The sequence below is a fragment of the Pseudomonas sp. LPH60 genome, assembly GCF_030718165.1.
Classification (GTDB): Bacteria; Pseudomonadota; Gammaproteobacteria; order Pseudomonadales; family Pseudomonadaceae; genus Aquipseudomonas; species Aquipseudomonas danubii.
On the sequence record NZ_JAVAJH010000007.1, the window covers coordinates 252,662 to 278,226 of the forward strand.

At 55.8% G+C, this 25,565-nt stretch carries 36 protein-coding genes; 18 read left to right on the forward strand and 18 right to left on the reverse strand.

The features are described from left to right. The first annotated feature begins 12 nt into the window (after window positions 1–12). From Q8O96_RS24485 to imm2, 6 genes are all read left to right on the forward strand, one after another. Window positions 13–462, forward strand: a complete 450-nt coding sequence (locus tag Q8O96_RS24485; RefSeq protein ID WP_305949565.1) for a hypothetical protein — start codon at window positions 13–15, stop codon at window positions 460–462. Between the two features lie 314 nt (window positions 463–776). Further along, window positions 777–1,040 (forward strand): hypothetical protein, encoded by a 264-nt coding sequence (locus Q8O96_RS24490; RefSeq protein WP_305949566.1) that lies wholly within the window; start codon window positions 777–779, stop codon window positions 1,038–1,040. Window positions 1,041–1,069: 29 nt separating this feature from the next. Then, window positions 1,070–1,444, forward strand: a complete 375-nt coding sequence (locus Q8O96_RS24495; protein WP_305949567.1) for a polymorphic toxin type 50 domain-containing protein — start codon at window positions 1,070–1,072, stop codon at window positions 1,442–1,444. A 1-nt stretch (window position 1,445) separates the two neighbouring features. Next, window positions 1,446–1,742 carry a hypothetical protein gene (locus Q8O96_RS24500; RefSeq protein ID WP_305949568.1) on the forward strand — a complete coding sequence of 99 codons (297 nt, stop codon included), beginning with the start codon at window positions 1,446–1,448 and terminating at the stop codon, window positions 1,740–1,742. 563 nt (window positions 1,743–2,305) lie between these two features. After that, a complete protein-coding gene (locus Q8O96_RS31370) occupies window positions 2,306–2,701 on the forward strand; it encodes a hypothetical protein (protein WP_371826208.1) in 396 nt (131 codons plus the stop codon). 70 nt (window positions 2,702–2,771) lie between these two features. Further along, the gene (imm2, locus tag Q8O96_RS24505; RefSeq protein ID WP_305949569.1) at window positions 2,772–3,122 is read left to right on the forward strand and encodes an Imm2 family immunity protein; all 351 of its coding nucleotides are present in this window, start codon (window positions 2,772–2,774) and stop codon (window positions 3,120–3,122) included. Between the two features lie 135 nt (window positions 3,123–3,257). Here imm2 and Q8O96_RS24510 read toward each other — a convergent pair whose 3' ends face one another. Continuing rightward, window positions 3,258–3,539, reverse strand: coding sequence for a hypothetical protein (locus tag Q8O96_RS24510; RefSeq protein ID WP_305949570.1), 282 nt, complete (start codon window positions 3,537–3,539; stop codon window positions 3,258–3,260). Window positions 3,540–3,813: 274 nt separating this feature from the next. Here Q8O96_RS24510 and Q8O96_RS24515 point away from each other — a divergent pair, with 274 nt between their 5' ends. The 3 genes from Q8O96_RS24515 to Q8O96_RS24525 all read left to right on the forward strand — a co-directional run bounded on the left by Q8O96_RS24515 (window position 3,814) and on the right by Q8O96_RS24525 (window position 7,673). After that, on the forward strand, window positions 3,814–4,857 hold the full coding sequence (locus tag Q8O96_RS24515; RefSeq protein WP_305949571.1) for a homoserine dehydrogenase: 1,044 nt from the start codon (window positions 3,814–3,816) through the stop codon (window positions 4,855–4,857). 10 nt (window positions 4,858–4,867) lie between these two features. Further along, window positions 4,868–6,274, forward strand: coding sequence for an aldehyde dehydrogenase family protein (locus Q8O96_RS24520; protein ID WP_305949572.1), 1,407 nt, complete (start codon window positions 4,868–4,870; stop codon window positions 6,272–6,274). Window positions 6,275–6,428: 154 nt separating this feature from the next. Next, the gene (locus tag Q8O96_RS24525) at window positions 6,429–7,673 is read left to right on the forward strand and encodes a YgcG family protein (RefSeq protein ID WP_305949573.1); all 1,245 of its coding nucleotides are present in this window, start codon (window positions 6,429–6,431) and stop codon (window positions 7,671–7,673) included. Window positions 7,674–7,743: 70 nt separating this feature from the next. Here Q8O96_RS24525 and Q8O96_RS24530 read toward each other — a convergent pair whose 3' ends face one another. Further along, the gene (locus Q8O96_RS24530) at window positions 7,744–7,959 is read right to left on the reverse strand and encodes a hypothetical protein (protein ID WP_305949574.1); all 216 of its coding nucleotides are present in this window, start codon (window positions 7,957–7,959) and stop codon (window positions 7,744–7,746) included. A 188-nt stretch (window positions 7,960–8,147) separates the two neighbouring features. Between Q8O96_RS24530 and ykgO the strand changes: the two genes are divergently transcribed. After that, window positions 8,148–8,297 (forward strand): type B 50S ribosomal protein L36, encoded by a 150-nt coding sequence (gene ykgO, locus Q8O96_RS24535; RefSeq protein ID WP_011062095.1) that lies wholly within the window; start codon window positions 8,148–8,150, stop codon window positions 8,295–8,297. 69 nt (window positions 8,298–8,366) lie between these two features. Here the strand turns inward: ykgO and pseH are convergent, their stop codons facing one another. Further along, complete coding sequence (pseH, locus tag Q8O96_RS24540) at window positions 8,367–8,915, reverse strand: UDP-4-amino-4,6-dideoxy-N-acetyl-beta-L-altrosamine N-acetyltransferase (RefSeq protein WP_102864791.1); 549 nt, start codon at window positions 8,913–8,915, stop codon at window positions 8,367–8,369. A 129-nt stretch (window positions 8,916–9,044) separates the two neighbouring features. Between pseH and Q8O96_RS24545 the strand changes: the two genes are divergently transcribed. Next, on the forward strand, window positions 9,045–9,929 hold the full coding sequence (locus tag Q8O96_RS24545) for a LysR family transcriptional regulator (RefSeq protein ID WP_102864792.1): 885 nt from the start codon (window positions 9,045–9,047) through the stop codon (window positions 9,927–9,929). 185 nt (window positions 9,930–10,114) lie between these two features. After that, window positions 10,115–10,951 (forward strand): bifunctional allantoicase/(S)-ureidoglycine aminohydrolase, encoded by an 837-nt coding sequence (locus Q8O96_RS24550; RefSeq protein WP_047305085.1) that lies wholly within the window; start codon window positions 10,115–10,117, stop codon window positions 10,949–10,951. 278 nt (window positions 10,952–11,229) lie between these two features. Here the strand turns inward: Q8O96_RS24550 and Q8O96_RS24555 are convergent, their stop codons facing one another. Beyond that, window positions 11,230–11,490 (reverse strand): hypothetical protein, encoded by a 261-nt coding sequence (locus Q8O96_RS24555; RefSeq protein ID WP_060844057.1) that lies wholly within the window; start codon window positions 11,488–11,490, stop codon window positions 11,230–11,232. Window positions 11,491–11,669: 179 nt separating this feature from the next. On the opposite strand from Q8O96_RS24555, the gene Q8O96_RS24560 reads away from it, so the two are divergent. Next, window positions 11,670–12,302, forward strand: coding sequence for a hypothetical protein (locus tag Q8O96_RS24560; protein WP_305949575.1), 633 nt, complete (start codon window positions 11,670–11,672; stop codon window positions 12,300–12,302). Between the two features lie 335 nt (window positions 12,303–12,637). Here Q8O96_RS24560 and Q8O96_RS24565 read toward each other — a convergent pair whose 3' ends face one another. Together Q8O96_RS24565 and Q8O96_RS24570 are read right to left on the reverse strand one after the other, a co-directional pair. After that, entirely contained in the window at window positions 12,638–12,772 is a 135-nt protein-coding gene (locus tag Q8O96_RS24565; RefSeq protein WP_305949576.1) for a hypothetical protein, read from the reverse strand. 176 nt (window positions 12,773–12,948) lie between these two features. Further along, window positions 12,949–13,710: an SDR family NAD(P)-dependent oxidoreductase gene (locus tag Q8O96_RS24570; protein WP_305949577.1), complete on the reverse strand. Its 762-nt coding sequence runs from the start codon at window positions 13,708–13,710 to the stop codon at window positions 12,949–12,951. A 283-nt stretch (window positions 13,711–13,993) separates the two neighbouring features. Here Q8O96_RS24570 and Q8O96_RS24575 point away from each other — a divergent pair, with 283 nt between their 5' ends. Further along, a complete protein-coding gene (locus tag Q8O96_RS24575) occupies window positions 13,994–14,233 on the forward strand; it encodes a hypothetical protein (RefSeq protein WP_102864795.1) in 240 nt (79 codons plus the stop codon). A gap of 120 nt (window positions 14,234–14,353) precedes the next feature. Here Q8O96_RS24575 and Q8O96_RS24580 read toward each other — a convergent pair whose 3' ends face one another. From Q8O96_RS24580 to Q8O96_RS24610, 7 genes are all read right to left on the reverse strand, one after another. Then, window positions 14,354–14,677, reverse strand: coding sequence for a DUF2388 domain-containing protein (locus Q8O96_RS24580; RefSeq protein ID WP_102864796.1), 324 nt, complete (start codon window positions 14,675–14,677; stop codon window positions 14,354–14,356). Window positions 14,678–14,794: 117 nt separating this feature from the next. Continuing rightward, window positions 14,795–15,493 (reverse strand): SOS response-associated peptidase family protein, encoded by a 699-nt coding sequence (locus tag Q8O96_RS24585; protein WP_305949578.1) that lies wholly within the window; start codon window positions 15,491–15,493, stop codon window positions 14,795–14,797. 513 nt (window positions 15,494–16,006) lie between these two features. Further along, a complete protein-coding gene (locus tag Q8O96_RS24590; protein WP_305949579.1) occupies window positions 16,007–17,056 on the reverse strand; it encodes a tyrosine-type recombinase/integrase in 1,050 nt (349 codons plus the stop codon). Between the two features lies 1 nt (window position 17,057). After that, entirely contained in the window at window positions 17,058–17,300 is a 243-nt protein-coding gene (locus Q8O96_RS24595) for a DUF4224 domain-containing protein (RefSeq protein WP_305949580.1), read from the reverse strand. Between the two features lie 51 nt (window positions 17,301–17,351). After that, window positions 17,352–17,984: a polysaccharide lyase family 7 protein gene (locus Q8O96_RS24600; protein ID WP_305949581.1), complete on the reverse strand. Its 633-nt coding sequence runs from the start codon at window positions 17,982–17,984 to the stop codon at window positions 17,352–17,354. Window positions 17,985–18,213: 229 nt separating this feature from the next. Beyond that, the gene (locus tag Q8O96_RS24605; protein WP_305949582.1) at window positions 18,214–18,396 is read right to left on the reverse strand and encodes a hypothetical protein; all 183 of its coding nucleotides are present in this window, start codon (window positions 18,394–18,396) and stop codon (window positions 18,214–18,216) included. A 352-nt stretch (window positions 18,397–18,748) separates the two neighbouring features. Continuing rightward, window positions 18,749–19,066: a hypothetical protein gene (locus Q8O96_RS24610; protein WP_305949583.1), complete on the reverse strand. Its 318-nt coding sequence runs from the start codon at window positions 19,064–19,066 to the stop codon at window positions 18,749–18,751. 83 nt (window positions 19,067–19,149) lie between these two features. On the opposite strand from Q8O96_RS24610, the gene Q8O96_RS24615 reads away from it, so the two are divergent. Further along, a complete protein-coding gene (locus Q8O96_RS24615) occupies window positions 19,150–20,310 on the forward strand; it encodes a PIN domain-containing protein (RefSeq protein WP_305949584.1) in 1,161 nt (386 codons plus the stop codon). Between the two features lie 50 nt (window positions 20,311–20,360). On the opposite strand, the gene Q8O96_RS24620 is transcribed toward Q8O96_RS24615, so the two are convergent. Together Q8O96_RS24620 and Q8O96_RS24625 are read right to left on the reverse strand one after the other, a co-directional pair. After that, the gene (locus tag Q8O96_RS24620; protein WP_305949585.1) at window positions 20,361–20,609 is read right to left on the reverse strand and encodes a hypothetical protein; all 249 of its coding nucleotides are present in this window, start codon (window positions 20,607–20,609) and stop codon (window positions 20,361–20,363) included. 146 nt (window positions 20,610–20,755) lie between these two features. Further along, on the reverse strand, window positions 20,756–21,538 hold the full coding sequence (locus tag Q8O96_RS24625) for a DUF2786 domain-containing protein (RefSeq protein ID WP_305949586.1): 783 nt from the start codon (window positions 21,536–21,538) through the stop codon (window positions 20,756–20,758). Window positions 21,539–21,638: 100 nt separating this feature from the next. Between Q8O96_RS24625 and Q8O96_RS24630 the strand changes: the two genes are divergently transcribed. Next, window positions 21,639–22,421, forward strand: a complete 783-nt coding sequence (locus Q8O96_RS24630; RefSeq protein WP_305949587.1) for a hypothetical protein — start codon at window positions 21,639–21,641, stop codon at window positions 22,419–22,421. Between the two features lie 142 nt (window positions 22,422–22,563). Here the strand turns inward: Q8O96_RS24630 and Q8O96_RS24635 are convergent, their stop codons facing one another. Further along, complete coding sequence (locus Q8O96_RS24635) at window positions 22,564–22,890, reverse strand: hypothetical protein (protein WP_305949588.1); 327 nt, start codon at window positions 22,888–22,890, stop codon at window positions 22,564–22,566. Between the two features lie 147 nt (window positions 22,891–23,037). Here Q8O96_RS24635 and Q8O96_RS24640 point away from each other — a divergent pair, with 147 nt between their 5' ends. Together Q8O96_RS24640 and Q8O96_RS24645 are read left to right on the forward strand one after the other, a co-directional pair. Then, the gene (locus Q8O96_RS24640) at window positions 23,038–23,631 is read left to right on the forward strand and encodes a hypothetical protein (RefSeq protein WP_305949589.1); all 594 of its coding nucleotides are present in this window, start codon (window positions 23,038–23,040) and stop codon (window positions 23,629–23,631) included. A gap of 524 nt (window positions 23,632–24,155) precedes the next feature. Further along, complete coding sequence (locus tag Q8O96_RS24645; protein ID WP_305949590.1) at window positions 24,156–24,602, forward strand: hypothetical protein; 447 nt, start codon at window positions 24,156–24,158, stop codon at window positions 24,600–24,602. A gap of 45 nt (window positions 24,603–24,647) precedes the next feature. Here the strand turns inward: Q8O96_RS24645 and Q8O96_RS24650 are convergent, their stop codons facing one another. Both Q8O96_RS24650 and Q8O96_RS24655 read right to left on the reverse strand, forming a co-directional pair. Continuing rightward, complete coding sequence (locus tag Q8O96_RS24650; protein ID WP_305949591.1) at window positions 24,648–24,962, reverse strand: hypothetical protein; 315 nt, start codon at window positions 24,960–24,962, stop codon at window positions 24,648–24,650. 81 nt (window positions 24,963–25,043) lie between these two features. Beyond that, window positions 25,044–25,562: a hypothetical protein gene (locus tag Q8O96_RS24655; RefSeq protein WP_305949592.1), complete on the reverse strand. Its 519-nt coding sequence runs from the start codon at window positions 25,560–25,562 to the stop codon at window positions 25,044–25,046. Between the last annotated feature and the right edge of the window lie 3 nt (window positions 25,563–25,565).

Consider the following 25,565-nt stretch of genomic DNA (forward strand, 5'->3'; position numbering starts at 1 on the left):
TGAGGAAGTAGCGTGAGGATTGAACTTGAATCCGAGGCAGGGGTGCTGAGATTTTTTGTTAAAAGCACAGAGGCTAAGAATTGTTTTTTTGATTTTGATGTTGTCTGTGATTGGAATAAGAAGTTTTCAGGTTGTCTGCCGGATAGACTTTTTTGCAGTTTGAACTTTGACGATATAAAAAGACTCGTGGAGTATTTTCATAGGCATAAACTGTCAGTGCTCGCTGATAAGGTTGATGGGGCGTTGGTTTTTATACCGTTGGAAAATGATTTTCAAATAAGACTTATGGCGGGAGAAGCTGATAGTTTGGAGGAGGGGTATTTTTGGATCGGATTTTTATTTAATTTTGGAGGGAAGGATGAAGATTCTTTAAATGTGTATTTTGGGTTTGAAGCTAGTATTGAGTTTTCAGCAGTAGATGATTTTTGTAGCTCTTTGATGGGGTTGATCCCTGATAAGTAGAGTAGTAGATCGCGTCGCCAGACAATCTTCAGTACAAATCCGAAGAAATTAATAGAGTCTTGGTAGAAGCTGAAAACTACCTAAAAGCCTTCAGTAAGGATGAGAACAGATGTGCGGAGGCTATTGAGTTTCGACTCAAGCAAAAGTTCGGAGATCCAAAATCTGACGGGGAAAAGCTTCTCGTCGCTCGAATGTAGGAAATTGCCCGTCAGAGCCCTGAGAAGTCAGTTGAACTGACAGCGCTCATCGGCCGCCTCCGCGATTCTCCTGCAGGCGCAAATAACTATGCTCAGGGGCTCGCTAGTTCTGGGGTTATGCTTGCCCTGGTCGGCGCACTGGCTTATCAAGCGTCCACACCTGAAAATCAAGCGCGGATGCGTAACGCGGCCAACTCCATGATTGAAAGTGTCAGCCGGGGCGTCTCTGAAACAAGGGAGCAAGTGCAGAGTCGGCTGAGGGTTTCGATGGGGCTTTGGGAGTTGGTAACCCTCACTGCGTTTCCAATTCACCTGCTTGATGACGAAAACCGAAAGCTGGTCAATCCGATTGTTGATACATCAGGAGGGAATCCTGTGTAACTCCGGAGCACAAGCTGAATCCGGGGGTGATGTATAGTGAAGATGGAGCGGCAAAAGGAGCTTTTACACCTAAAGACTTTCCAGAGGTAGCCGCGGAAATCAGTCGCCAGAAGCAGCTAAGACATCTAGAGGGAACACCTCAACTGGCTGAACGAGGTAAAGGTGGGTATTTGAGCAGTGCCGCTGATGCGCAGAAAGTTCTGGATGCTTACCGCTCTGGTAATGCGGTTATTCTGGGTAAAAATGCTCAGGGTTTCCCTGTGGTTCGAGTAGATGGAGTCACCGGAACGAATGTAAATATCGGCGCCGGGATAAATAGTCAGCCAACAAATGTTTTTGTAATTAAAGGAACGAAAAGTCCAAGCATTGTTCCTACCAGTCCAAATCCTAAATTGGTGAAGTGATATGGATATAAGTATTAGGAATCAAATAATTGTTGCATTGATGCAGGCTTTGCTAGGAGCAATTTCTTCTAACTTTAGAGCTGTTCTGATTGACTTCTCGCAAGGGCTAGATGTCAGGTTTTTCTTGGTGAAAGATTCAATTGAGGATGCTGATGAGATAGATGATGTAATCACGGAATTTGACTCGCTTTTAATGGGGGTTGAGGCATTAGCAGTAAAATATAGTGTTGAGGTTGGCGAAGGCAGGATAGATTTTTCTGGTGATAACGTGATTCCGATTTATATTAGACGCGAATAGTTGCTGCAAAAGGAACTGCAACGGCAGGGAAGGAGATTCCTGCTACCTCACCGATAGCCAAGAAGGGCTGAAAAACGATCTTCTTGCTGCGCAAGCAAAAGATCCACGTATTGGTACAGTTCTGCCTGGAGCCAAAGCACCAATTACTGTGACAGCAGAAAGTAATATCGGGGGGGCAAAATTCTAGTTGATACTAATCAGACTGCAAGGCCAGCAGCGATAGCTAATCCAAATAAACCGACTTTAATTGCAGATTTGATTCCTCCTGGGAAGCCAAACTCTACAATGGCTAATGCTCATGCGAAAATAGGACTAATACAACAAGCCTTTGATGCTGGTCTGACGCGAGGTCAGGGTATGACGATAGTTGTTAGAGGTGAGGAAGTTTGCTCATTCTGTAAGACTAATTTGACCGCTGCTGCTGATCGGTCTGGACTAAATAATCTCAAAGTTGTTGATACAGTTAAAGGGAGGGTTTATGAGTGGGTGTGTGGAAAAGGGTGGAAAGAATGAGAGAGAAGTGTGCTGATTTATTTTTGGAGCTATGTGCTCTAGATAACTCGATGAGTCCGCCTGCTGAGACTACAGAAAGACCAGTTTGGGAGAGGGTTTGTACGGCGCTTGAGAGTGCGTTTAATAATGGCGGATTTGTCTATCTTAGAGTGATTGGCCCTGGCTCTTCATTTATCAAAGAGCTATGCATGAAGTCATTGCCTAACCAATATAGAATAATCGCTTTGACAAACTCTTCTGACCCTAAAGATGAGTTGCAAGAGTGGTGGGAATCAGGAGGCTCTCCGTTCCGAGGGTTTGTTCGCTTTGGTGATGATGATTGGGATGCACGTACAGTCTGTTCTGATCTGTCAGTTGCGCAGGCTATATTTAGAGAGTTTTTCGATTGTGGTGATCTACATGTAGGATTACTACAAATGCGGTCTCAGTGGGATCCGAAGCCTTAATAGTTAAATGAAATAAATATCCCCCGGCATTGCCGGGGGTGATTCACCGACCTCCAAGGAGAATTCCATAATGGAAGATCGAGTAACTTATAGTGAGGTTAGGGCTTGTTTTTTAGCTCTCTATTATAATTATTGTAGGGTGAAACTTCGTCATAATGGTTCGTGGGTAGAAGGAGAGAGCGAGGCTGGTTATGCATATGCAGAGCTTGAAGGGAGTTTTGATAAGCCTGTTGAAATTTTGATGTTGGAAGTTGTTGCTCTGGTGCTTAGGGGGCGATCTTCAGAAAGGGTTCATGATTATCATCGGGCTGTTATTGAAGAAGTATTAAGAGATAATGATCTTCCTAGTATTTTAGAAGGGTTGCCACAAGAAGAAGCACTGGAGTTCAGTTCTGATCTCAGGCTGTTAGGGGTGATTTAGTCTATGGGTGCTCTGTTTGGATGATGGCATTTCTGGGGGGGGCGCGCGGATTGCGAGTGAGGTGTTCTTGATCTTTATGAAAAGGAACTCTCTGTCCCAGACTAAAGGGGCGGCTCTAATACCGCCCCTTTTTGCTTATGCTGATAGCTGACCTTGCATCCGTCGCCCTGCTACATCCATCAAATCACACCCATCTCGCAGCAAAATGCTGCACACCGGCGACAATTCCTGCAGTACCACTGCACCTTTGGGCGCTTCATCAGAAACCGCGAAACTCTCCAGCAGTTGAGTCACCGCGCGAATGCGATACGCCGCTGCATCGTGCAAGACGTCAATGGTGGCTTGGGTATCGATCAGCAGCGAGGGAATGTTGCAGTCGTGGCCGGTAATCGGCATGTATCGATTCAGAGTCCTCATGGGGCTTACTCCTGTATCAATCAGAGCCATCACCTTCTGCCGCCAAACAGAGTAAGGGTGACGGATTGCACAAGGTTGGCGGACCAGGGATACAGGACCAGGCACTCCCGAATGCGTCCCTGCGCAACCCGCCATGTTTCTATGCCCGCGCACCTGGCTCCAGGCGTGGGCAAAATGCTCAGCAAATACAGCAAAACGGCATATTTCACTGCCCGGGCCAGCCCCCTAACCTTGTCTCCATCAGCTTCTTCAACCCGGATGGAACACAACAAAAATGACTGAATACAACATCGCCCTGGTGGGCTTCGGCGGGGTCAATCGGGCCCTGGCGCAACTGATTGCCGAGCGCAATCAGGCATGGAAAAAACAGCTGGGTTTCAGTTTGAAAATCGTCGGCATCAGCGATCTGTTCCTCGGTTCTATCGTGGCTCCCCAGGGGCTGGATGCCGGTCTGCTGAGCAAGCTGCCGGCAACCAAAGGCGCGTTGGCGCAACTGCCGGGCGGTCAGGTGGAGGCGCTCAACGAACAGGTGATCAAGGACTCCGGCGCCGACATCATCGCCGAGGCCACCTTCACCAATCCGGTGGACGGCGAGCCGGCCAGCACCTTCTGTCGCTGGGCCCTGGAGCAGGGCAAGCACGTGGTCACCACCAACAAGGGGCCGATTGCCCTGCACGGCGCCGAACTCAAGGCCCTGGCCCAGCGCAATCAGGCGGCGTTCGAGTACGAAGGCGCGGTGATGAGCGGCACCCCGGTGATCCGCATGGCCAAGCAGTCCCTGGCCGGCAGCGAGCTGCTGGGTTTCGAGGGCATTCTCAATGGCACCTCGAATTTTGTGCTGACCCGCATGGACGCCGGCCTGGGCTTTGCCGAGGCGGTGGCCGAGGCCCAGGCACTGGGGTATGCCGAGGCTGATCCGACGGCGGATGTCGAAGGCTTTGATGTGCGCTTGAAGGTGGTGATCCTGGCCAATGAGCTGCTCGGTGCACAGCTGACCGTCAGCGATGTCAGCTGCCGGGGCATCTCCGGCCTGACAGCGGCCGACCTGGAGCAGGCTCGGGCCGAGGGTGCGCGCTGGAAGCTGATCGGTTCGGCCCAACGCCTGGCCGATGGTTCGCTGCAGGCCAGTGTCGAGCCGCGGTTGTTGCCCCTGGCTCATCCGCTGGCGGGTATTGGCGGGGCGATCAACGCGGTGTCGTTCTACACCGAACTGCTGGGCGCGGTGACGGTGTCCGGGCCGGGCGCCGGGCGCATCGAGACGGCCTTTGCCTTGCTCTCGGACATCATCCACATCCACCAGTCGCGCACCAGCCGCTAGGAGCCTGTCCATGAATCTGTCACGTCTGGCGCCGGTCGCCGATTCGATTGACGTCTACAGCCCCTTCGATGGTCGCCTGGTCGGGACCGTGCCACGCCTTGACGCCTGTGCCGTGCCCTACCTGTTGCAGCAGGCGCGCCAGGGCGTGAACGACTGCGCCGCGTTGCCGCGCCATCAGCGGGCACGGATTCTGGAGCGGGCGGCCTTGAACATCGAGCGCGACGCCGAGCATTTTGCCCGGCTGATCGTCGATGAAGCGGGCAAGACCCTGAAACAGGCGCAGAAGGAGGTCAAGCGCTGCGTCAACACCCTCAAGCTCTCGGCCGAAGAGGCCAAGCGCAATGCCGGCGAGGTGCTGCCCTTCGATGCTTACGAAGGTTCGGAGAACCGCCAGGGCTGGTTCTCTCGCGAGCCTCTGGGGTTGATCCTGGCGATCACCCCCTACAACGATCCGCTGAACCTGGTGGCGCACAAGCTGGGCCCGGCCATTGCCGGGGGCAACGGGGTGATCCTCAAACCGTCGGAGCTGGCGCCGCTGTCGGCCATCAAGCTGGTGGACTACTTGCGCGATGCCGGGCTGCCGACTTCGGTGGTGACCCTGGCCACCGGCGGCGCAGAATTGGGCAAGGCCCTGGTGGCGGCCCGCGAGGTGCGGATGATTTCCTTCACTGGCGGCTTTGTCACCGGCGAGCAGATCGCCCGCAGCGCCGGCCTGAAGAAGCTGGCCATGGACCTGGGGGGCAACGCGCCGGTGATCGTCATGGCCGACTGCGACCTGGCGGCGACGGTGGAAAGCTGTGTGTCCGGGGCGTTCTGGGCGGCGGGGCAGAACTGCATCGGCACCCAGCGCCTGCTGGTCCAGGCCTCGATCTACGAGGCGTTTCGCGAGGCCTTTGTGCGCCTGGCCCGGGAGCAGGTCAGTGGCGATCCATCGGCCGACAGCACGGATATCGGGCCGATGATCAGCCTGCAGGCCGCGCAGAACGCGCAGAAGGTCGTGGATGAAGCACTGCAGCAGGGCGCGCGGTTGCTCTGCGGGCATCAGCGCCGGGGTTCGTGCTACGCCGCCACGGTGCTGGAGAATGTCGACCATGGCAGTCGCCTGTGGCAGGACGAGGTCTTTGCGCCAGTGGTGGTGTTGCAGGCGTTCGACGATCTGGATCAGGCTATCGCCCTGGCCAACCAGCCCGAATACAGCCTGCATGCGGGGATCTTCACCAACGATCTGCGCACCGCCATGGACGCCGCGCGGCGGATCGAGGCCGGTGGGGTGATGATCAACGATTCGTCCGATTACCGTTTCGATGCCATGCCGTTTGGCGGCTTCAAGTACGGCAGCCTGGGCCGCGAAGGGGTGCGTTTCGCCTATGAGGAAATGACCCAGCCCAAGGTGGTATGCCTCAACAGCCTGAGCTGAGGCCGATTGCAGCAATACGACAGGTCGTCGGGCACCGGGCAGGTTTGGTCACCTGCCCGGTGTTTTTTTGTCTGCGCGGCAGCGGATCGAATCGACCCGGGGATCGGTGGTGGTAGAGTCCGCCTACCCAGGATGAAGGATGCAGGAAGCGCGAATGATCAAGCTGTTGTGGCAACAAGGGCGCGGGCTGTGGCTGGCTCTGTTTCTCGGGCTGCTGCTGCCGGCGCAGGGCTACGCCGAGCCGGTGCCACCGGGGTTGGCGAGGATTGAGCTGGACCGGCGGATCATCGATCTGAGCGGCACGCTGGACGCGGCGCAGCAGCAGCGCATGAGCGAGAAACTTGCGGCCCTGGAGCAGCGCCGCGGTGCGCAGATCGCGGTGATGCTGGTGCCCAGCCTCGGCCAGCAAAGCATCGAAGCCCTGAGCAACCAGCTGTTTCGCGCCTGGAAGCTGGGGCGCAAGGGGATCGATGACGGCCTCCTGCTGCTGGTGGCGAAGAATGATCGCCAGGTGCGCATCGAGGTGGGTTATGGCCTGGAGCCGGTGGTCACCGACCTGCTGGCCGGACAGATCATCGCCCGGGACCTGACCCCGGCCTTTCGCCAGGGGGATTTTGCCGGGGGCATCGAACAGGCCCTGGATGACCTAATTGTGCTGGTGGACGGTGGCGAACTGGCGGAACCGGCGCCCTTGCAGGTGCCCTTGCAGATCCCCCTCGAAGTCTATGCCTTGCTGCTGGCCTTCATCATCGGGGCGGTGGCGGGAGTGATGCTGGCCGCGGGCTGGAAGTGGCGCCGGGTCCTGGCCGCTCTGGTGCTGCTGGTGGCGTTGCTGGTGGGCGCGGTCGGCGGTCGCGAGTGGCTGGTGCAATTGTTCCTGGTGCCGCTGTGCATGCTGGTGGGTGGGGCGACGTTCGCCGGGCTGTGGCAGGCGCGCCGGGTGTTCTACGGGGTGCTGGGGCTGCTGCTGTACATCGCTGTGCTGACCCTGGTCAGTCAGTTCCTGGGCCGTTCGACCTTCCTCTACGGGCTGGCCTGGCCGGCCGGCATACTGCTGGTGCTGGGAGGGCATTGGCTGCTCTATCGCATGATGCGCAACCGCTGGCGCAAGAGCCCCAAGGGCTTTGCGTGGCGACTGGGGGCGCTGCTGGTGCTGATCCTGCTGATGGCCTGGGGGGTCGACGCCTGGAGTACGGCCCGGCAGTGGCTGACGCTGTTGCCGTTCGCCTACTTCCTCGGTTTCATGCTGTTTGCCAGTACCGGCGGTTTTCACTGGACCAGCGGCGGCGCCAGTGGTGGTGCCAGTGGTGGCGGTAGTGCCAGCAGTTCGAGCTCGGGAGGCGGGTTCTCCGGAGGCGGCGGTTCCAGTGGCGGCGGTGGAGCGTCGGGCAGTTGGTGATTCGCCTGTTGGCCTTTCCCATGGCGGACGGACCGGCCCAGGCGCTGCCGTGTCCGTCCGAGTTTGTGGATCAGACGACTTCGTCGATCAACGAGGTTTTTGGCGCCGTGACCGTGACCGGTGGCTGAGGCTGTTCCTTGGCCTTGTCTCTGAGTTTTTCCAGCGCCTCTTTCTGTTCCGCCGACAGGGGCGGTGGGGTCAGCACCTTGCCCGAGTCAGGCAGCTTGATGCCGGGCTGAGAGCCGCCGGCGGTCAGGGGGGGAAGGGGACGGTTGTTTATTTCCATTTCACTGCATCCTTGAGTGGGGTGAATAAAAGATAACGACCGCTTTGCGCTGATCTTTAGAGCCAATGCTCTAGGCCGCCAGCTGAACCTTCTTTCGAGGGGAGGGCTTGATTTGGTGTTGATAATTATTCTTGTTTGTAAATAAGATATGTTATTACGTTTTGAAATCACCCCAAGGAGTCTCTCCCATGAAAGTCCTGTCCTCCCTCAAAGAAGCCAAGAACCGTCACCGCGACTGCCAGATCGTCAAGCGTCGCGGGCGGATCTACGTGATCTGCAAATCCAATCCTCGCTTCAAGGCGCGCCAGGGCGGGGCGAAAAACCGCAACAAGGGCTGATCCGCCGCTTGCTCCTGTCCAGGACAGGGCGCCCGATACGTGGCAAGCACCGTCGGGCGCGTTGGCGGCTTATCTGCCGAGGCGGGCGATCAGGGGCTCGAGCGTCGGGCGTTTGCTCTGCCACTCCGCTTTGGTGATGCCCAGCAGGACCACGTCCATGCGTTGGCCATCCTTGAGGATGTTCTGGCGCCGTAGCCCCTCCTGTTGGAAGCCGAATTTCAGGTGCATGTTGATCACCGCAGGGTTGCTGGCCAGTACCTCGCAGTTGAGTTTTTCAAGACCGGCTTCGGTGAAGGCGTAGTCCAGCATCCAGAACTCGATCAGGCTGCCCAGGCCCTTGCCTTGCTGCTTGGCGTCCAGGTAGAACGCCCAGTCGGCGGTCTTCTGTCGGGCATTGATGGCATTCAGCGAAACGATGCCCAGGGCCTGGCCTTCGTCCATGACGACAAATACCGCCTGGGCCGGATTGTCCTGCAAGGAACTCAGCCAGCGCTGGTGTTCCTGCTCACTGATTTCGTGGGAGGTGTACATGTACTGGCGCACCTCTTTCTGGTTGCGCAGCGTGCGTACATGGGCCTGGGTGGCGGGATCGGCATCGACTAGCGGGATGAACTGCATCCTGATGTCCTTCTCGGATGGGTAAGCGGTGGTGGCGCATGATGGCATATCCACGGCCGTTGCATGGATTTGTCTCCCGGGACAAGAACCGGTAGAAAGAGCCCTCGCATTCAGAAAACAGATACCTGCATGAGCAACATCGAGAAACCCAATAGCCGCCTGTTCGACCTCGACTTGCTGCGGGCCATTGTCACGGTGGCCGATTGCGGCAGTTTCACCACGGCGGCCAGTCGCCTGCATTCGACTCAGTCCACCGTCAGCCAGAAGATCCGCCGCCTGGAGGAGATGGCCGGGCACCGCCTGCTGGAGCGTGGCAATCGCGATGTCCTGCCCACCGATGCCGGCGCCACGCTGCTGGGGTATGCCCGGCGCCTGCTGGCGCTGAACGACGAGATGCTTGAGGCGCTGTCCGGCGCCACGGTGGCGCTGACGGTGCGGATCGGCGTACCGGATGACTTTGCCGCGGGGCGCACCACCGAGCAGTTGGCCGCCTTCAATCGCCGCTATCCCCAGGTCAAGCTGGAAGTCACCAGCGGCATGAGTCGCGACCTGAGCGCCAGCTATGACCGCGGCGAACTGGACCTGGTGGTGCTCAAACAACTGCGCAACAGCCGCGAGGCCCTGGGCTGCTGGCCGGAGAAGACCCGCTGGGTGGACAGCGCGAAAAACCCCTGCATCGACCTCGACCCGCTGCCCATCGTCACCTTCCCGCCGCGTGGGGTGTACCGCGATGAAATGATCAATGCCCTGGAGTCCATCGGCCGGCGCTGGCACATCAGTTTCACCAGCTCCAGTCTCAGCGGCCTGCAGTCGGCGATTGCCGATGGCATGGGCATCGGCCTGCTGCCGCTGCGCGCGGTGACGGCGGGGCATCAGGTCCTGGCCCGCAGCAGCGGGTTGCCGTCGGTGGATGTGTTCGAGGTGGCGTTGCTGCACCGTCCGGCGGCGGATCCCATGGTCAAGGAGCTGGCCCGGGTATTGTCACGGGTGCTGGCCCAGGACACCCGTGGCTGAGTCTGTTTGCTATTTGATAAATGAATATACCGGATTCCGGTATTTAATTTGTGCATGAAGGCGGCGCTGGATATCGTGATGGCCAGCAGCGATCCGCAGCATTGCCTGGCGCGTCGCTCCGTAGATTTGTTCACCCCGGCGGCGCTACTGCACGGGGTAGCAAAACAACAATGAGGAGAGTCTCGATGTCCAAAACCACTTATTACGCACCCCACGGCGGGCACCCGGCGCAGACCGAAATGCTCACCGACCGTGCCATGTTCACCGAAGCCTATGCCGTGATCCCCAAGGGCGTGATGCGTGACATCGTCACCAGCCACCTGCCGCACTGGGACAACATGCGCATGTGGGTGATTGCCCGTCCGCTGTCGGGTTTTGCCGAAACCTTTTCCCAGTACATCGTTGAAGTGGGCGCCAATGGCGGCAGCGACAAGCCCGAGCAGGACCCCAACGCCGAAGCGGTGCTGTTCGTCGTCGAAGGCGAAGTCAACCTGACCCTGCAGGGCCAGGAGCACGTCCTCAAGCCCGGCGGTTATGCCTTCATCCCGCCGGCGGCCGACTGGAAGCTGCGCAACACCAGCGGCACCGAGGCGCGTTTCCACTGGATCCGCAAGCACTACCAGAAAGTCGACGGCGTGCCGTACCCGGACGCGTTCGTCACCAACGAGCAGGACATCGAGCCGCGGGTGATGCCGGACACCGAAGGTCGCTGGAGCACCACCCGGTTTGTCGACATGAGCGACATGCGCCACGACATGCACGTCAACATCGTCAACTTCGAGCCGGGCGGCGTGATTCCGTTCGCCGAGACTCATGTCATGGAGCACGGCCTGTATGTTCTGGAAGGCAAGGCGGTGTATCGCCTGAACCAGGACTGGGTCGAAGTCGAGGCCGGCGACTTCATGTGGCTGCGCGCCTTCTGCCCGCAGGCCTGCTACTCCGGCGGCCCAGGTCGCTTCCGCTACCTGCTGTACAAGGATGTGAACCGCCAGATGCGCCTGACCCTGAACGCGCCGCATTGATACTAAGGTGGGGCAGGGGCGCTCAAGGCCTCTGCAGCGGCGAGGGATGAAAACCGGCGAATATTCGCCGGTTTTTTTTGCTTCGCAGCAAGGCAGGCACCGGATGGTCGCGCCAGGTTGTTTCGCGTCGAGGTTCACTTAGCGATTGATGATTAGCACGACCTGTCGAACTGAGGGCCGAAAGTGGGCTCGGACAAGTAAAGGGCTATTCAGGGGGGTTGCAACTTATCAACGTTGAGCCAAGGCCGCCGACGGCAGCCTTGGCTGCTGTTAGTGCCTTAGGCGACCGGGTGAATAGTCTCACCGTGGTCTTTCACGGTGCTGCTATCAACTTCGATCTTGCTCGTGGCCTGGACATAGTAAGGCGCCTGGGTGCCGTTCCTTTTCAGGGACAGCACAAAGCCACGGTCGTCCGATCTGTCCCAGCTTTCCTGCTTGCCGCTGTCGATTCCAAAGAAGGTGGTGTCGCCGTCGCTGCCCCATTTGTTGATCGAGACTTCAATCTTTTTCGATGATTTGTTGGTAACGGTAATACCCATCTCTATATTCCTTTTAGATTGAGGTTTAGTTGATCTGGCTATTGACTGCTATCCAATGCTTACAGTCGTTATGTTGTTCCATACAACCTAACTAGAACTGCCAGTCAATGCAGGTGAAGCGCCTTGAAGTCTAGATACTATTTTGCTATCAGCAAGGCCGCACTCCTGGAGCTTCCTCAATGAATCGCCAATGCCCATCTCGCCTTGTCACAGCGCCTCCAGCTGCGCCGGGCAACGACGATTTTGCTCCTCACCCACCTATTTGGCAGCAAGATCCGGACTTGCCGATCATGGGCAGCGTTGCAGCGGCCATCATGGGGTTCTGTTTCTTGGTGCTTTGGTCCTTGCCGGTCTTGGTGCTGACGATATTGCTCCTTCTGGGGGCCGAAGCGATGCTAGGTGAACCGCGCAGCGATGGGTCGAGTTTCACAACGGCGCTTCTCATCCAGTTCCTGCTGGGCTTTACCGTGCTCATGGGACTGGTCTTCGCGTGGATTTTCTCTGTGCCCAGAGTGCTGGCCTTCACGTTCGACGAAAACCAGCAACTGCTGACCCTTACCGTCAGCCGGCGCGGCCGTAAGCCCACCGAAGTACGGGTGCCATATAGCGACATCATTGGCATCTACCCTTACGTGTTCGCCAGTTATGACCGCGATGGCCATTTCAGCGTTTTGTGTCAGGGGCCAAGAGGCAAGCAGTCGCTGTACCGATTGGCCGAGGGTACTTCTCTGGAAGAAATGGAGTTTCATTCGGCGTGGTTGCGAGGAGCGTTAGGCGAACGGATGCATAACCTGGCGGATCTGGACAAATGAACCAAGCGCGCCCATCCCGCCACTTCTTCGGGCGTTTATCCGCTCGAGGCATTGGGGGAGGTGGTACATGATCCTTGAATTCATGGCGCGTGGTTGATTGGGGTGAGGGTGTTATGGGGGACCTGATAGGGGAGGCGTTGTTTCATGCGACCTGTCTGGAGCGGCCGGCCAATAAGGGTGAAGCGCATTGGCGTCCAGACAGTTTCTTGCTGTCGGCAAGGCAGTGGACGGCAACCTGGCTGAGGTGTCGTCAGTTCAACTATGTGCAACTTGAGCCTTGAAGGAAAAGAGGACGCCACTTGTCGAACAGCCTGTGCGCGGCGTCTCTTGGTTGTTCAATGCACGCTGCGGGCGGCCTTCCAGAGGTCTTGCGCACCCAGGCCGGCCTGCCAGGCTTCGAAGCAGGATCGCCATTGTTCAAAAGCCGAGCCCAGGGGATGACGGGGGGCGCCGCTGAGTGAATAGGCCATACCCTCGATCAGCCCTGATGCCTGGCGTTGCCCGCCGGTGGTTGACCTTGAGCCAATGGTGATCTGGGCGAGGTGGTTGACCTTGCCAAGACCATCCGTGAAGTGTCGATGCGGTCGAGCATGGTCGCCGGCAAGGTGAGGTGCTGTTCATTGGCGACGCCGGCAAGGCTTGGGAACTAGGTCAGATTCAACCCGCCGTCCGAGAGGAGTATCTCGCCGGTCAAGTAATCCGACTCGACCAGCATGATCACGGCGTGGGCGATGTCATCTGGGCTGGCGGCCCTGCGCATCGGGGCGCGAGTTCGCCACAACTCTTGGGCATCGGTCCAATCTGCGGTCATGGGCGTGTCGACCAAGCCTGGCGCCACAGCGTTTACGCGAATGTCTGGCCCCAGCGATAACGCGAGCAAGCGGGTCATGTGATTCAGCGCGGCTTTGCTGACCGCATAGGGAATCGATGCGCCTTTAGGACGGATACCGGCATGTGAACTGATGTTCACGACACAACCCGCTCGCCGCTGACGGGCGGCATCACGCAATGCCGACTCGGCCAATGTGACGAGGTGGAACGGTGCCACGACATTCACCTCGTTCAGTTCGTGCCACACCATCGAGTTGGCCGAGGCAAGGTCGCCGTGGGGAATGACTCTGCTAATACCAGCGTTATTGACCAATACATCGAGCTGCCCCCACGCGGCGATCGCCTCGTTAACAAGCCTGACTCTGTCAGCTTCGACAGCAAGATCGGCTTGTACATAAACAGCCTGCTTCATTTCAGCGGCCATAGCGCGTCCCGTATCCGCAGAAGTTCGCGAATGGAGCACCACCGCATAGCCTGCCTGGCTGAGTGCACGTGCAATGGCTGCACCGATGCCGGAAGTGGATCCTGTCACCAACGCGACGCGTAATCCGTTATCGATTGTCGGATTGGGGGTCATATGGACTTCTCTGATGGATTGCTGGAAAGCCGTTATCGGAGCACCAAGCGGGCAAGGTTGGAACGGGTCGGCGTAACCAGGCACGCGCCTTGTTCATCAGCGTCTATTTCCCTGAGGGCCGAGTAGAGCGCCGCATGATAAGGGCTGCCGATTCCAAGTCCAGCATTCTGTCCGTTGGGCAGGTCGACAGGAGCCCTGTATGCGCAAAGATGGGAGCAGGGTTGACGTTGAATCCGACGCCTGTTAGACAGCCGGCCCAAAGTGTCGCCAAGGACTGCAATCAATGTTTCTGCTAATGATGGTTCTCTCGCTCTGGGCGGAGGATCCCGCCTATGTCGTCAACGAAGAACACTGCAAATTCGGGCATTTTGTTGAGTTACCGAAGGACAAGAGACAGGGGCGGCTGATCAAGGCGTGCATCTATCGAATGGAAGGTAAAACCCCGCCTCTTTTTGAACGCGTGCAGGCCAATCCTGTTCGGCCACTGACAGAACTCATGAAGGCGCCTGCTGAATTACGCTAACGCGGCTTGGCTAACCGTCCGCTGGAACTTGAGGAAAGTGCTGTGGGGAGGCTGATTTTATTTCAGGCATGACTTTGATGAAGTCCTGTGCCGCTGCACGTTATGCCAAGAGAACAGACTTCAGAGCGTAGTAGCGATTGCCAGGGCCAGTTGTTCGTCGGTCATGTACGGCGGGCCATAGGCCGAGTGGTAGTAGCGAACGGCTTGCTCGAATTGAGCGCCGCGAATCTCGCCATCTGAGCCTACGAATGCCAGTGCATCAGCCTTGGCAGGCTGGAATTGCTTCACCGCCAGCTCAGATAGTCCGGTTGTTCCTGAAAGAAGCAAGGTTGGAGCCAGCGTTATCATCATCATCGAGTTTTGATAGGAGCCCTTGTTTTCCGCCGCGGCTTGAGCACCGGTCAATGCCAGGATAACGAACACTAGAGTTTTCCATTTATGCATTCCTCACCGCTTCCTTGCTGCCTGCCGAATAGTGGTGCAACGATACCAAGGTGGGTCGCTGTATAGATAGAAGAATCCCGGTGCCGGGCCGGGCTCGATAGGGAGGCCTGTCAATCATCAGCCGTTGTTCACCACATCGCCCCCGGCGGGTTTGGTCGTAGGCTCTATCAGTTCCGCCCCGTGGTTCCTGACGTTGCCGATGGCGGTGCTGACTTTGAACCATTCGAAGGCGTCGGCGGGCTCACCCTGGTGCAAGGCCATCTGTTCGGCGCGCTCCTTCGGCGTGGCCGGATCGAGCCATTCCCGGGCCTGCTCCGGCGCCAGGACCACCGGCCGGCGGTCGTGAATATCGACCATGCCACCTTGGGCGTCGGCAGTGATGATCACAAAGCCGTCGTGCTCTGCGCGGCCTCGCTCTGGATCCGGAAGTTGTCCGATCGAGGCACAGAGGATGGGGGAGCCGTCGCGGTGCCGGATCAGGTAGGGCTGCTTCTTCGCACCGCCTTCATCCACCCACTCGAACCAGTTGTCGATCGGGCATAGGGCTCGGTGCGGCCAGATCTGGCGGAAGAACGGACCGTGGGCCACTTTTTCGACCCGGGCATTGACCGGGGTTGCGCGATCATCCGCCCAGTGCGGCCGCCAGCCCCAGCGCACGGCGTCGGCGGCAACATGGAAGAGGGCAAGCTGCATTGTCGGCGCTGCGTTGTAGCGCCCCAGGGGCTGGTCGCCAACGCTGTTGACCAGTGCCCCTGGCATGCTCAGGGCAGCGACGAAGTCGTGGATACCGCGATACTGAGAAAGTCTTCCGCACATTGCTGTGCCCTCACGCTAGGAGCGTAAGCATAGCGCCGCCTGTGGGCTTCTATTCATCAGCGCGCTCAGTGGTGAAGAGATTTGGCATGGCGCAGTTTGGCTTGAACATCTATGGCGTTGAGGAGGTTGACGGGACCCTCTATGCGCCAGCGTGGTGGTACCGTGTCGAGTAGCGATGTGGTGTGTTTTTTTGTTCGGCAGGACGCCGGAGGAGGGCTGGTTAGGGAACACGTCCACAATAGTGATGGAACGCTTTGAGTGGAATGGCACCAAACCTGGACGCCAGACACAAAAAAGCCCTGAAAAATCAGGGCTTTCTCGTTGAGATTTGGCGGAGGCGTAGAGATTCGAACTCTAGGACCTGTTACAGTCGGCGGTTTTCAAGACCGATAGAGAGAGGCAGGCTGGCCGCGCCTTACGTGCGTTTTCCGTTCCATTACTTTAATTTTTTGACACCTCTACAGGCCGCATTCTACAAGGGGCCTGCTTTAAGTTATGGAACGGATTTTCGAGCTATTTTGACGGCTTTGCGATGGCGCCGATGCGTCGATAGACGCGCTCTGTGATGTCGCCTTTGGTGTGGCCCAGCAGCAGGCTCGCTTCGCCTACGTCCGCGATTTCAGAGGCCGCTTTTGGCCGGATATCCCTGAACTGAAAGCCAGCAATCTTGGCGGCCAGCAGTTCGTCTCCGATCTCCAGCGCCGCCGATTTTGCACTTTCCCTAGCGGCGTCCCAGCGCTTCCTCAGCATCGGCGCAGTCATCCGTTTTCCGTGCCGACTGACGATCAAATAGCTCGACACATGTTGGGAGTTTCGCGCATTAATTTCCGCGATCAGCCGGCCAAGGCTGTTTGCCTCACCCTCAGCAGAAAGCAGGATGCGTAGCTTCTTTTGCGTCTTGTTCTGCTGCACCACCAGATATCCGCCATCGATATCGTCCTTGCGCATGACCAGTACATCTGCCGGCCTCTGCCCGGTCAGGTATGCCAGATCCATAGCGTCTTTCAGCTCTTGAGCTGCCTTCTTGTAGACTGCATCCCACACCACATCGTTTGCGTAGTAGTCCCTCGGTGTTTCCTTGTTCTTCCGCACGCCCTGGCAAGGGTTCTCTTTCGTCGTCAGCCCCCACTCGCGCGCGATGTTGAAGATGTGGGAGAGGGTGGCAATCTCACGGTTAGCCCGAACCTTGGCCGATCGGGCGTCCCGGTAACCGGCAATCGACGCCGGGGTGATTGCGTCAATTGGCGCGCTGTCGAACACAGTCCTCAGCTGCTTGATCTCTGCCAGGTTGTCCTTCTGCGTGCGCGGTGCTTTCTTGGGGACCACCTCGCGGATGTATCTATCGAAGATGCCTTTCATGGTGCGCAGGTCCAGCGGCTTTTCCTTTGCCTCGAGTTCGGCCCATTTCATCCTTGCCTGATCCAGGTCCTTGCCTAACGGGATATCCTTTCCGAGAAGGTCACGGTAGTAGTAAGCCGTCCATACGCTGCCGTTCTTGCGTGTCCGGGAGCGCTTGTACATGCGAGGCGGCAGGTGATGGTGCTCAGTCTTGCGGGGGCGCATATCAGTTCACTCGCGAAAAGTCTGGCGTCCATGCCGGCGCTGCCGGCGGCGGGTTAGGGTCAAGGATTGTCGGAACCAAAGCGCCCAGCTTCATGCGGGCGTACTGGCGACCCACTAGCGGCCGGCCGCCTCGGCTCTCGACATACAGCCACTTTCGATCGTCCAGCCAGCGTCTCTGGTGGAATCGACCCTTGTAGCCGGTGATGTCGGCTAGCTCTTCTTCCGAAAGGATCTCGGTTTCCATGGGGTTCTCCACGCCGCGCGTGGCGGCAGGCTGTTGTTGAATGGGGTGGCTTCAGCCTTGCAACTCACCATTGAATACGTCGAAGGATTCGTAGACGACCCAACCGCCTTCTGTCTCCGGCCCCTTGTTGTCGATCACATAGGACCCAGCCTTGAAATAGAACGGGTATTTGTTCCAGGTTGTGCTCACTGCTGCATTGGCGCTCAAGGTGTCGAGGGTGACACTCAGCTCGCCAAGGGCATCAACCTGGAGGCTGTAGCTAAATGGCTGGCCCAGCGGTACAGATTTCTCCAATAGTGTTTGGGCAAATCCACCCGGCTGCTGGCGTGTTTCGACTCGGACAATCCCGTTCCACCAAATCACCATCAGGAATGGGTTCGGGGCCTTAAGCGCATGGATCTGGCCGACAATGACCTTGCCACTGGATGGTGCTTTTTCGACTCGTACCCGGCCTGCCATCGAATGCTTGGCACTGCCGCGAATCCAGTTGAACGAGACAGGGGAGTCAGGAAGAGTCTGGCGGCTTTCCGTGCGCGGGGTTTTGGAGGTTCCCGAGGTGCCGCCTTGGACCGAGCACCAGTAGTTGGTGTGACCGTTATGGTCGATCCAGAACAGGTTTTGCGGTGGCCGTTCCGGATAAAGATAAAGCGTGCCGTGGGCGATAATGTTGCCGAAGTTGTTCATGGTTTTCTCCTTGGTTTTCTTGATGTTTGTTTCTCGCACACGGATTCCGTGCACGATTTATGGGGACGTGTATCTGAGTGCTTTGGTGGCGGGCGTGGGGAGTTGAAGAGGTGAAGTCAGATCTTGCTGATTGAGCCTGGCGTTGCGCCTGGCTATGGTTTGCAGCGTTCGCCCGGTCTATGTCTTGCTTACCACCCTAGGCTGACTGCTCCCGGGCCGGGCGGACTCTTCAGTTCTTGTAGCCTCTGCTGATCCGGTCGGCGATCCCTTCCAGGCTCTCAGCCATTCCCCACATTTCGTTGTTGTCGCGGCGGGATACGACCTTGCAACGGGCAACGTTGCGGCCGATCAAGATCCATGCAGCCAACCTGATTAACCAGGCCTCGGCCTTTCTGTGAAAAAACCTGTTCATGGCCTTGGCCCCCTGTAGATCAGATAGAGCATGTAGGCGAGGGGAGCTATCACTATTCAGCCTCCAAAGGCCCGCTTGTAGCGGGCTTGAGTTAACGAAATGGTTTACATCAGGGCCGCGATGCAGGCGTCAGCGATACGACGTCGTAGTACCTGCCTTTCCTCGACATTGATAAAACCCTTCTTCCGCAAACGTTCGGTCCATAGATCGCAACCTCTAAGAAATTGATTTCTAGCCTTGCGGGATTTGACCGGTGCAAGCGCAACCATTGACTCTGCAAACTGCCTCATGAGGATCTTCTCGCTGGTTATGGAAGGCACATGGTCAAGCGGTTGGGGTGTCGGTTTCCCGACTATTTGCGTCGTGCCCACCAGCAGACGGGGCCATCGTCGGTGTCGTGGATGGCCAGACAGAACCAGCCTTCACCATCTGGACGCTCAGGTTCCCAGTAGCTGAAGTCTGGGGCCCCGGATTCGAAGTAGCGATCCGCAACTGATTCGTCAGCGCACTCAAGGCGAACTTGCTTCACCGCAAGCCCTTGTTCGGCCACCCAAGCCTTGCACTTCTCGCTGTCGCCTTCTTCGAAGTCGGGCATATCAGGGTGCTGGAACGAGCCCATTTCGTCACGAACGACCGGTGCTGCTTGGATCAGTTTGATTTCTTCAGGCATGACTTCGTCCTTGGCCGCTATAGCGGCTGACTTTGAAGTTGGAGGGGGCGCTTCCTATATCTTATGGAGGGAGCTTCTATTCAGTGGAAACTGTGAGCGGCTTTTTCTTTTATGAGCGGACAGGTATATTTGGAGCCTGCTTAACGAAGCCAGGGAGTTGGGTCGTGCAAATTCAGTCAAAAATAGTCTTTCTCGATACAAATATTTATATATCAAAAAACTATCAATTTTTGACGCATAGCCTAGGGGCGATAAAGGGTCTATGTGAAGAAGACGAAATTCTTTTGGTTGTTACCGATGTAACCTCTGAAGAGGTTAAATCCCATATTCGTGAAGCATCAGCAGAAACGGCAGCTATTCTGAAGAAGGCTAAAAAGGATGCAATGCTTATTCGGAATTTACCTGGCTCGCCAGTATTTGGGGTATTCACTAATTTAACTGCTGACGAAATTGAGACTAAACTGCTAGCCGACTGGGAAGTGTTTCTTAATGGTGATGGAATTAGTTTGATTTCGGTAGATGGTGTTGCCCCGAGTCGTGTATTTAAGCGCTACTTTTCTTTAGAGCCTCCTTTTGCTAAGGGTGCTAAAGAAAAAGAGTTTTCTGATTCATTCATCTTAGAGCGATTAGTCGACTACTCGATAGAAATGTCGCAACCTGTTCATGTAATTAGCACCGATAAGGACTTGCAAAGGTATTGTGCGGGCGAGCCTAGACTTATATTCAGCGAATCTGTTGATGAGTTTATTGGGGCGGTCAACCTTCGTGTGTCTGTCGAGCCTGCCGCCTTCGCGTCTGAGGCCTTGAATAAGGTCAAAGATGCAATCCTTTCTTTGCTTCTAGATCGCCTCTACGAGGTGGATTATGAAATACGCTCTAGTGATTGGGACGCTCAATTGGAGGATGTTTCTATACAGCATCTTGAGTTCATAAAGGCGAACCTTGTTAGTGTTGGTCGAGAACAATGCGTGTATGAAATTGAGTACGCCGTGGTTATTGAAACTGTCGAATCAGTTAAGGATTATGATAGAAGCCCGTTTGATCACGAAGACGATAGCTATCCATTTGTTCTCGAAACTGAGGTTACTCGTACGTTTGATCCCGTTGTTTCGGTTGAGGCTACTATCAGTTATAAGGATAGACTCCTTGATAATGTTGAATTTGAAGTTGACATGCCTTACGGCATGACGCTGTCAAACCCAATAGAAGAACATCGACGCGAATTAGACATTGACGGCGAATAACTCACGAAAGGCGTTGATGGCGCTGCAAACCATGCCGAAAATATAATCGGTCAGACAGTATTGGTCGTCGATGGATGCCAGTCCGCCCACCCGACTATAGGTGCCCTGGTCTTGGGGTTGATCACTGGCTTGCCCTCGGCATCTGTAAGCACGGCCTTTGCCCTGATTCGCAGATCTCGGCATGGGCCGGCTTTCCTGGCTAGCTCTATGAACTGCTGCGCGTACTGAGGCGCATCGAACAGCTGGCTGAGCTGCTTCACCTTCTCGCCGCCGAAGATGGCCGCAGCCTGCTTTTCCACGGCCTCGTTCCAATCAACGAGTGTCAGCTCCAGGGGGAGGCGCCAGGCTTTCCGCTTGGCCTGGCGGTCTTGGTGATCCTCCTGGCCTCAGCCAGCGCTACACCGGCTGTCATGCCGAAGACTGCGAATGTGCTCATGATCAGTCCTCATCCAGTCTTTCCAAGCTGCAGAACATCCTGGCCACCAGAAGCAAGGCCGGCGTTCAGCTCCACACGCTGGCCCGCCAGCAACCCCTCGATCTGTGCGTTCAGGTCGAGCTCCACTTCGCGCGCCTTTCGGGCCTTGCCGATCTCCTTGCTCGCCAGGTACTGATCAACCAGGGCCTTGCTCTGGGCCTCAACCGCTACCAGGTCGCGCCCATTGGAATGCTGAGGCAGGGCCAGATCCTCCTCGCCGCGAGGAACCAATTCGTGAATCTTGCCGTGCACGGCGGAAACCCACGCGAGCGCAAAGTGATCACCTGCGGTTTCAGGCGAATAGGCGCTGCGCTGCTTGCCAGTCCGCACCCTGGCCACATACTCGCGTCGGGCCTGGGTAAGCTTGGCCAGAAGCGTTTCGTAGGCATACATCGCGATTTGCGGGCCTGGGTTTATCCCGACGTACATTTCGCACTCAACTACCCGACTGGTAGCGGTGCACCAGTGCCGGCGAGAGAAGGACCTGACGCTAAAGGCTTCGCCAATAACCGACCCGAGATTTCGGTCCCAGGTTGGCCGCCGCTTGGCCCTGGACATCTCCGATTCGACTTCCCCTACATCACTGAGGCGCACATCCATTTCGGTCAGGCGGTACTCACGCATCAGCGACTGCGCCTGGCGCATGGCTGTGGCCGCCTCGTTCTCGTTCGAGCTTTGGGAAAGCGCCAGGCAGCGCTTGATCTTGCGGATGACCCGTTCGAGCTTGCTTTCGTCTTGCTGTTGTTCGGTCATGTTGTCATTCCTGCAGGCAGCCGATGGCCGTAGCCTGGCTGGCGTGATTCATTGAAGTAGGGTATCTAGTCGGATTGCGTCGTTGGGTGAGAGTGCAGTTTTGAAAACAGGAATTTGTGGTTTGTGCGAAGGCGTAGGCATCATAAAAAAAAGCCATTTATTACCTAAATCAGCTTATAAGTACTTGAGGGATTTAGATTTTGACGGCGGAAGTTCGCCATTGCGAGTTGATATGGCTATGGCGCGTTTTGGCAAGACGGATAAGCAAGTTTGTGCTTATTTCTTATGTGGGGCATGTGAAGGAAGGTTTTCAAAGCTTGGTGAAAGTTTGGTTTCAAAAATTTGGGCTGGACGTTCTAAGTTTTTGATGCATGATATTTTGAGTGATATAGATCCGCAATTTATAAGTGCTAGCCGGTTGCTTTACTCTGCAGATCAGATTTCTGAAGAGATTTCATCTTCGCTCTATTATTTTGCAGTGAGTGTACTGTGGCGCGCAGTAGAGTGGCCGCAGCGATTAACGGGTGTTTCGCAATGTAAGACGGTTGTGTCTGATGCGCTACTTAAAGTTTTGGCGGGATTTCTTACTGGTTCGGTAAATAGGCTTGATGATGTTTTTGTAGTTGTAGATGTGAATAGTAATCGTGAGTTAAATGATTTTATATCGTTTCCAGCACCAACTGCGCATAAAGATTGTAAGGCTGTTCAGTTTGATATTCTTGGGCTTCGTTTTATCATGTTTTTAGGTCCGGATCTTCCCTCTGAGATTCAGAGGATTAGAGCCGAATATCATAGGAGTTTGGTTTTAAGTTGTTCTGACCATCTGCAGAGCAAAAATGTAAAAAAGATTGCAAGCTTTTTTAATGAACATAATGTGAAATAGTAGTAGGTAGCAGCTTGTAGGCGCCTGGACAGTGAGCCCGAATCGAGTCGGATTATGCACCCGCTTTAATCATGTACGAGACTCTCGTTTGGGTAATGGTGTTCCCCTAGCCTGAGTGGCTCGCGTAACAGTTTAGGGCGGTTCATGCCTGCCGAGCTTTGAAGCGCAGCATCGCCTTGATGCTGTGGCAGCAGTCCTGAAGTCGCTCATAGGGCTTGTATCTTGCCTGACCTCGAGTGGCTGCCCACACCCTGACCAAGTCTTCCAGGTCTTCTCGGTTCCAGCTGAGATCATCCCAATCATGATTGAAGGGGAGGACCAGCCACTCTTTGAGCGGGAGCGTTTCGGCCATCTCGCCATACTGCATTTCGTGGGAGGGGTGGTAGTTGCTGATGTAGTAGCCACGATCAGCCAAGATGAGACTGAGCTTCCCGTACGCGATGACGCGGCGACCGATCTTGACGGGCACCTAGTAGTGCTGCCGAACGTACTCGCAGTTGTAGTTGCTCATGGCTATCTCCATGCATGCGCCGCCCTCCGTGGTCGGATTTGGTGGCGTGAGTTTGGTTTGTGGTCTATTGCTTGACGGGCCGGCATGGGGCCGGTAGGAGAGGTTATGTTCGACTTGGGAAAAGCGCTTGCTGAGCTTTCTCGGCTCAATTCCTATCTGGCTGATATCAGAAGAGAGGTTCAACTTTATGAGCAACTCTATTGTGTGCCAAGCTCACTGTCGGTTCTAAATGGGAATCTGACGTCAGTGTTTTCGATAGTTCAGCGGTCAACGTTTATCAGTATTTTGACCCGTGTATCTGCTGTTTTCGATGCGAAGAGTTTCGGAAGTGATCCTAATTTGTCCCTTGCATTCGTGGAGGATAAATACCACGGGCTACTAAGCATGAGGACCTTGGGGAGATTTCAAGATTTAAATGATGAATTCAGAAGATTAAATATAAAGAAATTCAGAAATAAATTAATTGCCCATAACGATTTGTCAGCTGTTTTCGGTGCATCCCCAGTTTCTCATTCAATTAAGGATGGCGATATCGATAAACTTTTAGTAGGGGCGCGCGAATTCTGTATCTCGATATGCCATGACCTTCCAGGCGGTATTCAAGCTGTATTGCAAGTGATTCCATGGAGGCTGCGTTCGGGTGACGACGGGTTAGAGCTTGTGCGTCGAGTTGCATTAGGCGCCTGTGTGGAACACTAAGCACTGCCCTTCGAGACCATAGGCGCAGTGGTTGTGATATTTGGGGTGTGGCAGAGTAATGGCTCGGTTTTCAGCATCACGCAAGGAGCACCGCCAATGCGGTATTTGTTGATTCCAATGACCATCCTGGTTATCGCCGGCTGCTCAGGCCCTGGCGTCGTCCCGATGGGCCAAGACACCTACATGATTGCGAAGGATGGGAGCTTTACCACCTTTGGGGGAGGCGCCGTAAAGGCGGAGCTCTATCAGGAGGCCAGCGCTTTCTGCGAACGTAAAGGCAAGCAGCTCATGCCTGTCAAAGAGGCGTCCCGGGATTCTGGGTATGGCCGCTATGCCAATGCCGAGCTTCAGTTTCGGTGCCTAGACTCAAACGACCCAGAGCTGCGTCGGCCCACGATGGAAGCAGAGCCTACGATGAAGGTTAGAGTCGAATAGCTCCTCTGTAACCGGTGGTGGCAATTTGGAATGGGTTAGGGTATTACGGGTGACCGGCATGGAGCCGAGTCTCGGAAAGGAGCTATAAAATGGAAAAGTTAGATTTCGAATTCGACACTGACCGTTTCAACGGTATTCTCAGTAGAAACAATAGGATGCTTGCTGTGACTAAGCAGCATTTGTTGAACATTATCTCTCATTGGTCTGGATTTACCCAGTCCATGTTAGGCGGCAACGCAAGCATCGAGATTGATGAAAAAACGAAAAATGTTGCCGGGACAGTTCTTGGAAAGAGCTTCAACGTTATTTTCGGTGTGCTTGCAACTGACGAGTTTTGCCGTGTTGAAGCGATTGTTCTTGCTCCATCGGCTAAGGCTGATCGTAGCGTTGAAGTGGGGCGCTTTTACTTATCGTCAGATGGCGGGATATATTCAGCTTCAAATGAGCCCCTCGTGAATGAGCGTGATGACTTTCAAAGCTACTCTTTGTTGATCGCAGTGCTGCGAAAGGTACTGAGTACTCCTCAGGCAGTTTGATCCAAATCTGAAGCTATAACCAAAGCTACTGCTGTGCCGAAAGCATTAACACTCTTCAGCGTGTAGTCGAGATGCTTGACGCTGGCCAGCGGCATGAATCATCCGCGCCACGTTTTCGCTAACTTTGATTTTGTGGCGCGGGCTTTCGATTGCCTTGTAGGAAAGAGTTGGGCCCAGGGCGTGCGCGTTGAGGATCAGGTTCTGGATCGCTTCGCTGATCTCTTCGATATCGTTCCAGGCCATCAGCTCTCCAAGCTTCTGCCGGATGCCCATTCGGCACCGATGTCGCAGCTCCTTCTCGTCGTACTCGATCCGCTTCGCGGCGGTTTTCGCAGATCGCTCTTTTCCAGTCTTGGCCATGGCCTACCTCTTCAATGCCGCTGGCCGGTATCGTCGACCAGGTTTGACGTTTGCGCTGTTGCGGGCGGTTGCTGAAGCGCCTCAAGCTCGCTTCTCCCTGCGCTTCGGAAAGTTGAAGTCGTAGTCGAGTACCAGGCGGTTCAGCAGGGTGTCAGAGATCCCGACCTTCCTGCATGCAGCGATGCGTGATACTCCAGCGTCCCGCAGGGCAGCTAGGCGCTCGATGAGCTTCAAATCCCGCTCCCTATCAACGACCTTGCTCTTGAACGTGAACCCGCCTTCGTGGGAGGCCCGGCGCATGGCTGACTCGGACTTTCCGGTGGCAGCCATGGCCTGGTCAATGGTCATGGTTTTTGCGAGCTCGCGGATTGTGGCGATGTAGGTTATGCGCCGGATGAAGTGGCTGTCGCTGGTGCGCTTGAGTTTGCCACGGGTGCCACGCTTGCTCGGCAGGCGACCTAGATCTTTGCGTGGGCCGCGCGGCTTGAGCTTGAACGGCTCCAGCACCTGGACCTTATTGCCGGACATGAAGAAGGCGGCCTTAGCTGCCTCCAGTTCTTCCTGGCGCTCGGAGCGGACCAGGATGTAGTTGTTGCTCATGGT

Coding starts and splice junctions, on each gene's coding strand:
- Q8O96_RS24560 (WP_305949575.1), top strand. CDS start 11,670: ATGAATCGCCAATGCCCATCTCGCCTTGTCACAGCGCCTCCAGCTGCG.
- imm2 (WP_305949569.1), top strand. CDS start 2,772: ATGGAAGATCGAGTAACTTATAGTGAGGTTAGGGCTTGTTTTTTAGCT.
- Q8O96_RS24590 (WP_305949579.1), bottom strand. CDS start 17,056: ATGCGCCCCCGCAAGACTGAGCACCATCACCTGCCGCCTCGCATGTAC.
- Q8O96_RS24610 (WP_305949583.1), bottom strand. CDS start 19,066: ATGCCTGAAGAAATCAAACTGATCCAAGCAGCACCGGTCGTTCGTGAC.
- Q8O96_RS24570 (WP_305949577.1), bottom strand. CDS start 13,710: ATGACCCCCAATCCGACAATCGATAACGGATTACGCGTCGCGTTGGTG.
- Q8O96_RS24585 (WP_305949578.1), bottom strand. CDS start 15,493: ATGTGCGGAAGACTTTCTCAGTATCGCGGTATCCACGACTTCGTCGCT.
- Q8O96_RS24645 (WP_305949590.1), top strand. CDS start 24,156: ATGGAAAAGTTAGATTTCGAATTCGACACTGACCGTTTCAACGGTATT.
- Q8O96_RS24550 (WP_047305085.1), top strand. CDS start 10,115: ATGTCCAAAACCACTTATTACGCACCCCACGGCGGGCACCCGGCGCAG.
- Q8O96_RS24640 (WP_305949589.1), top strand. CDS start 23,038: ATGTTCGACTTGGGAAAAGCGCTTGCTGAGCTTTCTCGGCTCAATTCC.
- Q8O96_RS24525 (WP_305949573.1), top strand. CDS start 6,429: ATGATCAAGCTGTTGTGGCAACAAGGGCGCGGGCTGTGGCTGGCTCTG.
- Q8O96_RS24555 (WP_060844057.1), bottom strand. CDS start 11,490: ATGGGTATTACCGTTACCAACAAATCATCGAAAAAGATTGAAGTCTCG.
- Q8O96_RS31370 (WP_371826208.1), top strand. CDS start 2,306: ATGAGTCCGCCTGCTGAGACTACAGAAAGACCAGTTTGGGAGAGGGTT.
- ykgO (WP_011062095.1), top strand. CDS start 8,148: ATGAAAGTCCTGTCCTCCCTCAAAGAAGCCAAGAACCGTCACCGCGAC.
- Q8O96_RS24530 (WP_305949574.1), bottom strand. CDS start 7,959: ATGGAAATAAACAACCGTCCCCTTCCCCCCCTGACCGCCGGCGGCTCT.
- Q8O96_RS24490 (WP_305949566.1), top strand. CDS start 777: ATGCTTGCCCTGGTCGGCGCACTGGCTTATCAAGCGTCCACACCTGAA.
- Q8O96_RS24580 (WP_102864796.1), bottom strand. CDS start 14,677: ATGCATAAATGGAAAACTCTAGTGTTCGTTATCCTGGCATTGACCGGT.
- Q8O96_RS24650 (WP_305949591.1), bottom strand. CDS start 24,962: ATGGCCAAGACTGGAAAAGAGCGATCTGCGAAAACCGCCGCGAAGCGG.
- Q8O96_RS24495 (WP_305949567.1), top strand. CDS start 1,070: ATGTATAGTGAAGATGGAGCGGCAAAAGGAGCTTTTACACCTAAAGAC.
- Q8O96_RS24565 (WP_305949576.1), bottom strand. CDS start 12,772: ATGGCCTATTCACTCAGCGGCGCCCCCCGTCATCCCCTGGGCTCGGCT.
- Q8O96_RS24510 (WP_305949570.1), bottom strand. CDS start 3,539: ATGAGGACTCTGAATCGATACATGCCGATTACCGGCCACGACTGCAAC.
- Q8O96_RS24655 (WP_305949592.1), bottom strand. CDS start 25,562: ATGAGCAACAACTACATCCTGGTCCGCTCCGAGCGCCAGGAAGAACTG.
- Q8O96_RS24500 (WP_305949568.1), top strand. CDS start 1,446: ATGGATATAAGTATTAGGAATCAAATAATTGTTGCATTGATGCAGGCT.
- Q8O96_RS24545 (WP_102864792.1), top strand. CDS start 9,045: ATGAGCAACATCGAGAAACCCAATAGCCGCCTGTTCGACCTCGACTTG.
- Q8O96_RS24520 (WP_305949572.1), top strand. CDS start 4,868: ATGAATCTGTCACGTCTGGCGCCGGTCGCCGATTCGATTGACGTCTAC.
- Q8O96_RS24605 (WP_305949582.1), bottom strand. CDS start 18,396: ATGAACAGGTTTTTTCACAGAAAGGCCGAGGCCTGGTTAATCAGGTTG.
- Q8O96_RS24595 (WP_305949580.1), bottom strand. CDS start 17,300: ATGGAAACCGAGATCCTTTCGGAAGAAGAGCTAGCCGACATCACCGGC.
- Q8O96_RS24575 (WP_102864795.1), top strand. CDS start 13,994: ATGTTTCTGCTAATGATGGTTCTCTCGCTCTGGGCGGAGGATCCCGCC.
- Q8O96_RS24625 (WP_305949586.1), bottom strand. CDS start 21,538: ATGACCGAACAACAGCAAGACGAAAGCAAGCTCGAACGGGTCATCCGC.
- Q8O96_RS24600 (WP_305949581.1), bottom strand. CDS start 17,984: ATGAACAACTTCGGCAACATTATCGCCCACGGCACGCTTTATCTTTAT.
- pseH (WP_102864791.1), bottom strand. CDS start 8,915: ATGCAGTTCATCCCGCTAGTCGATGCCGATCCCGCCACCCAGGCCCAT.
- Q8O96_RS24515 (WP_305949571.1), top strand. CDS start 3,814: ATGACTGAATACAACATCGCCCTGGTGGGCTTCGGCGGGGTCAATCGG.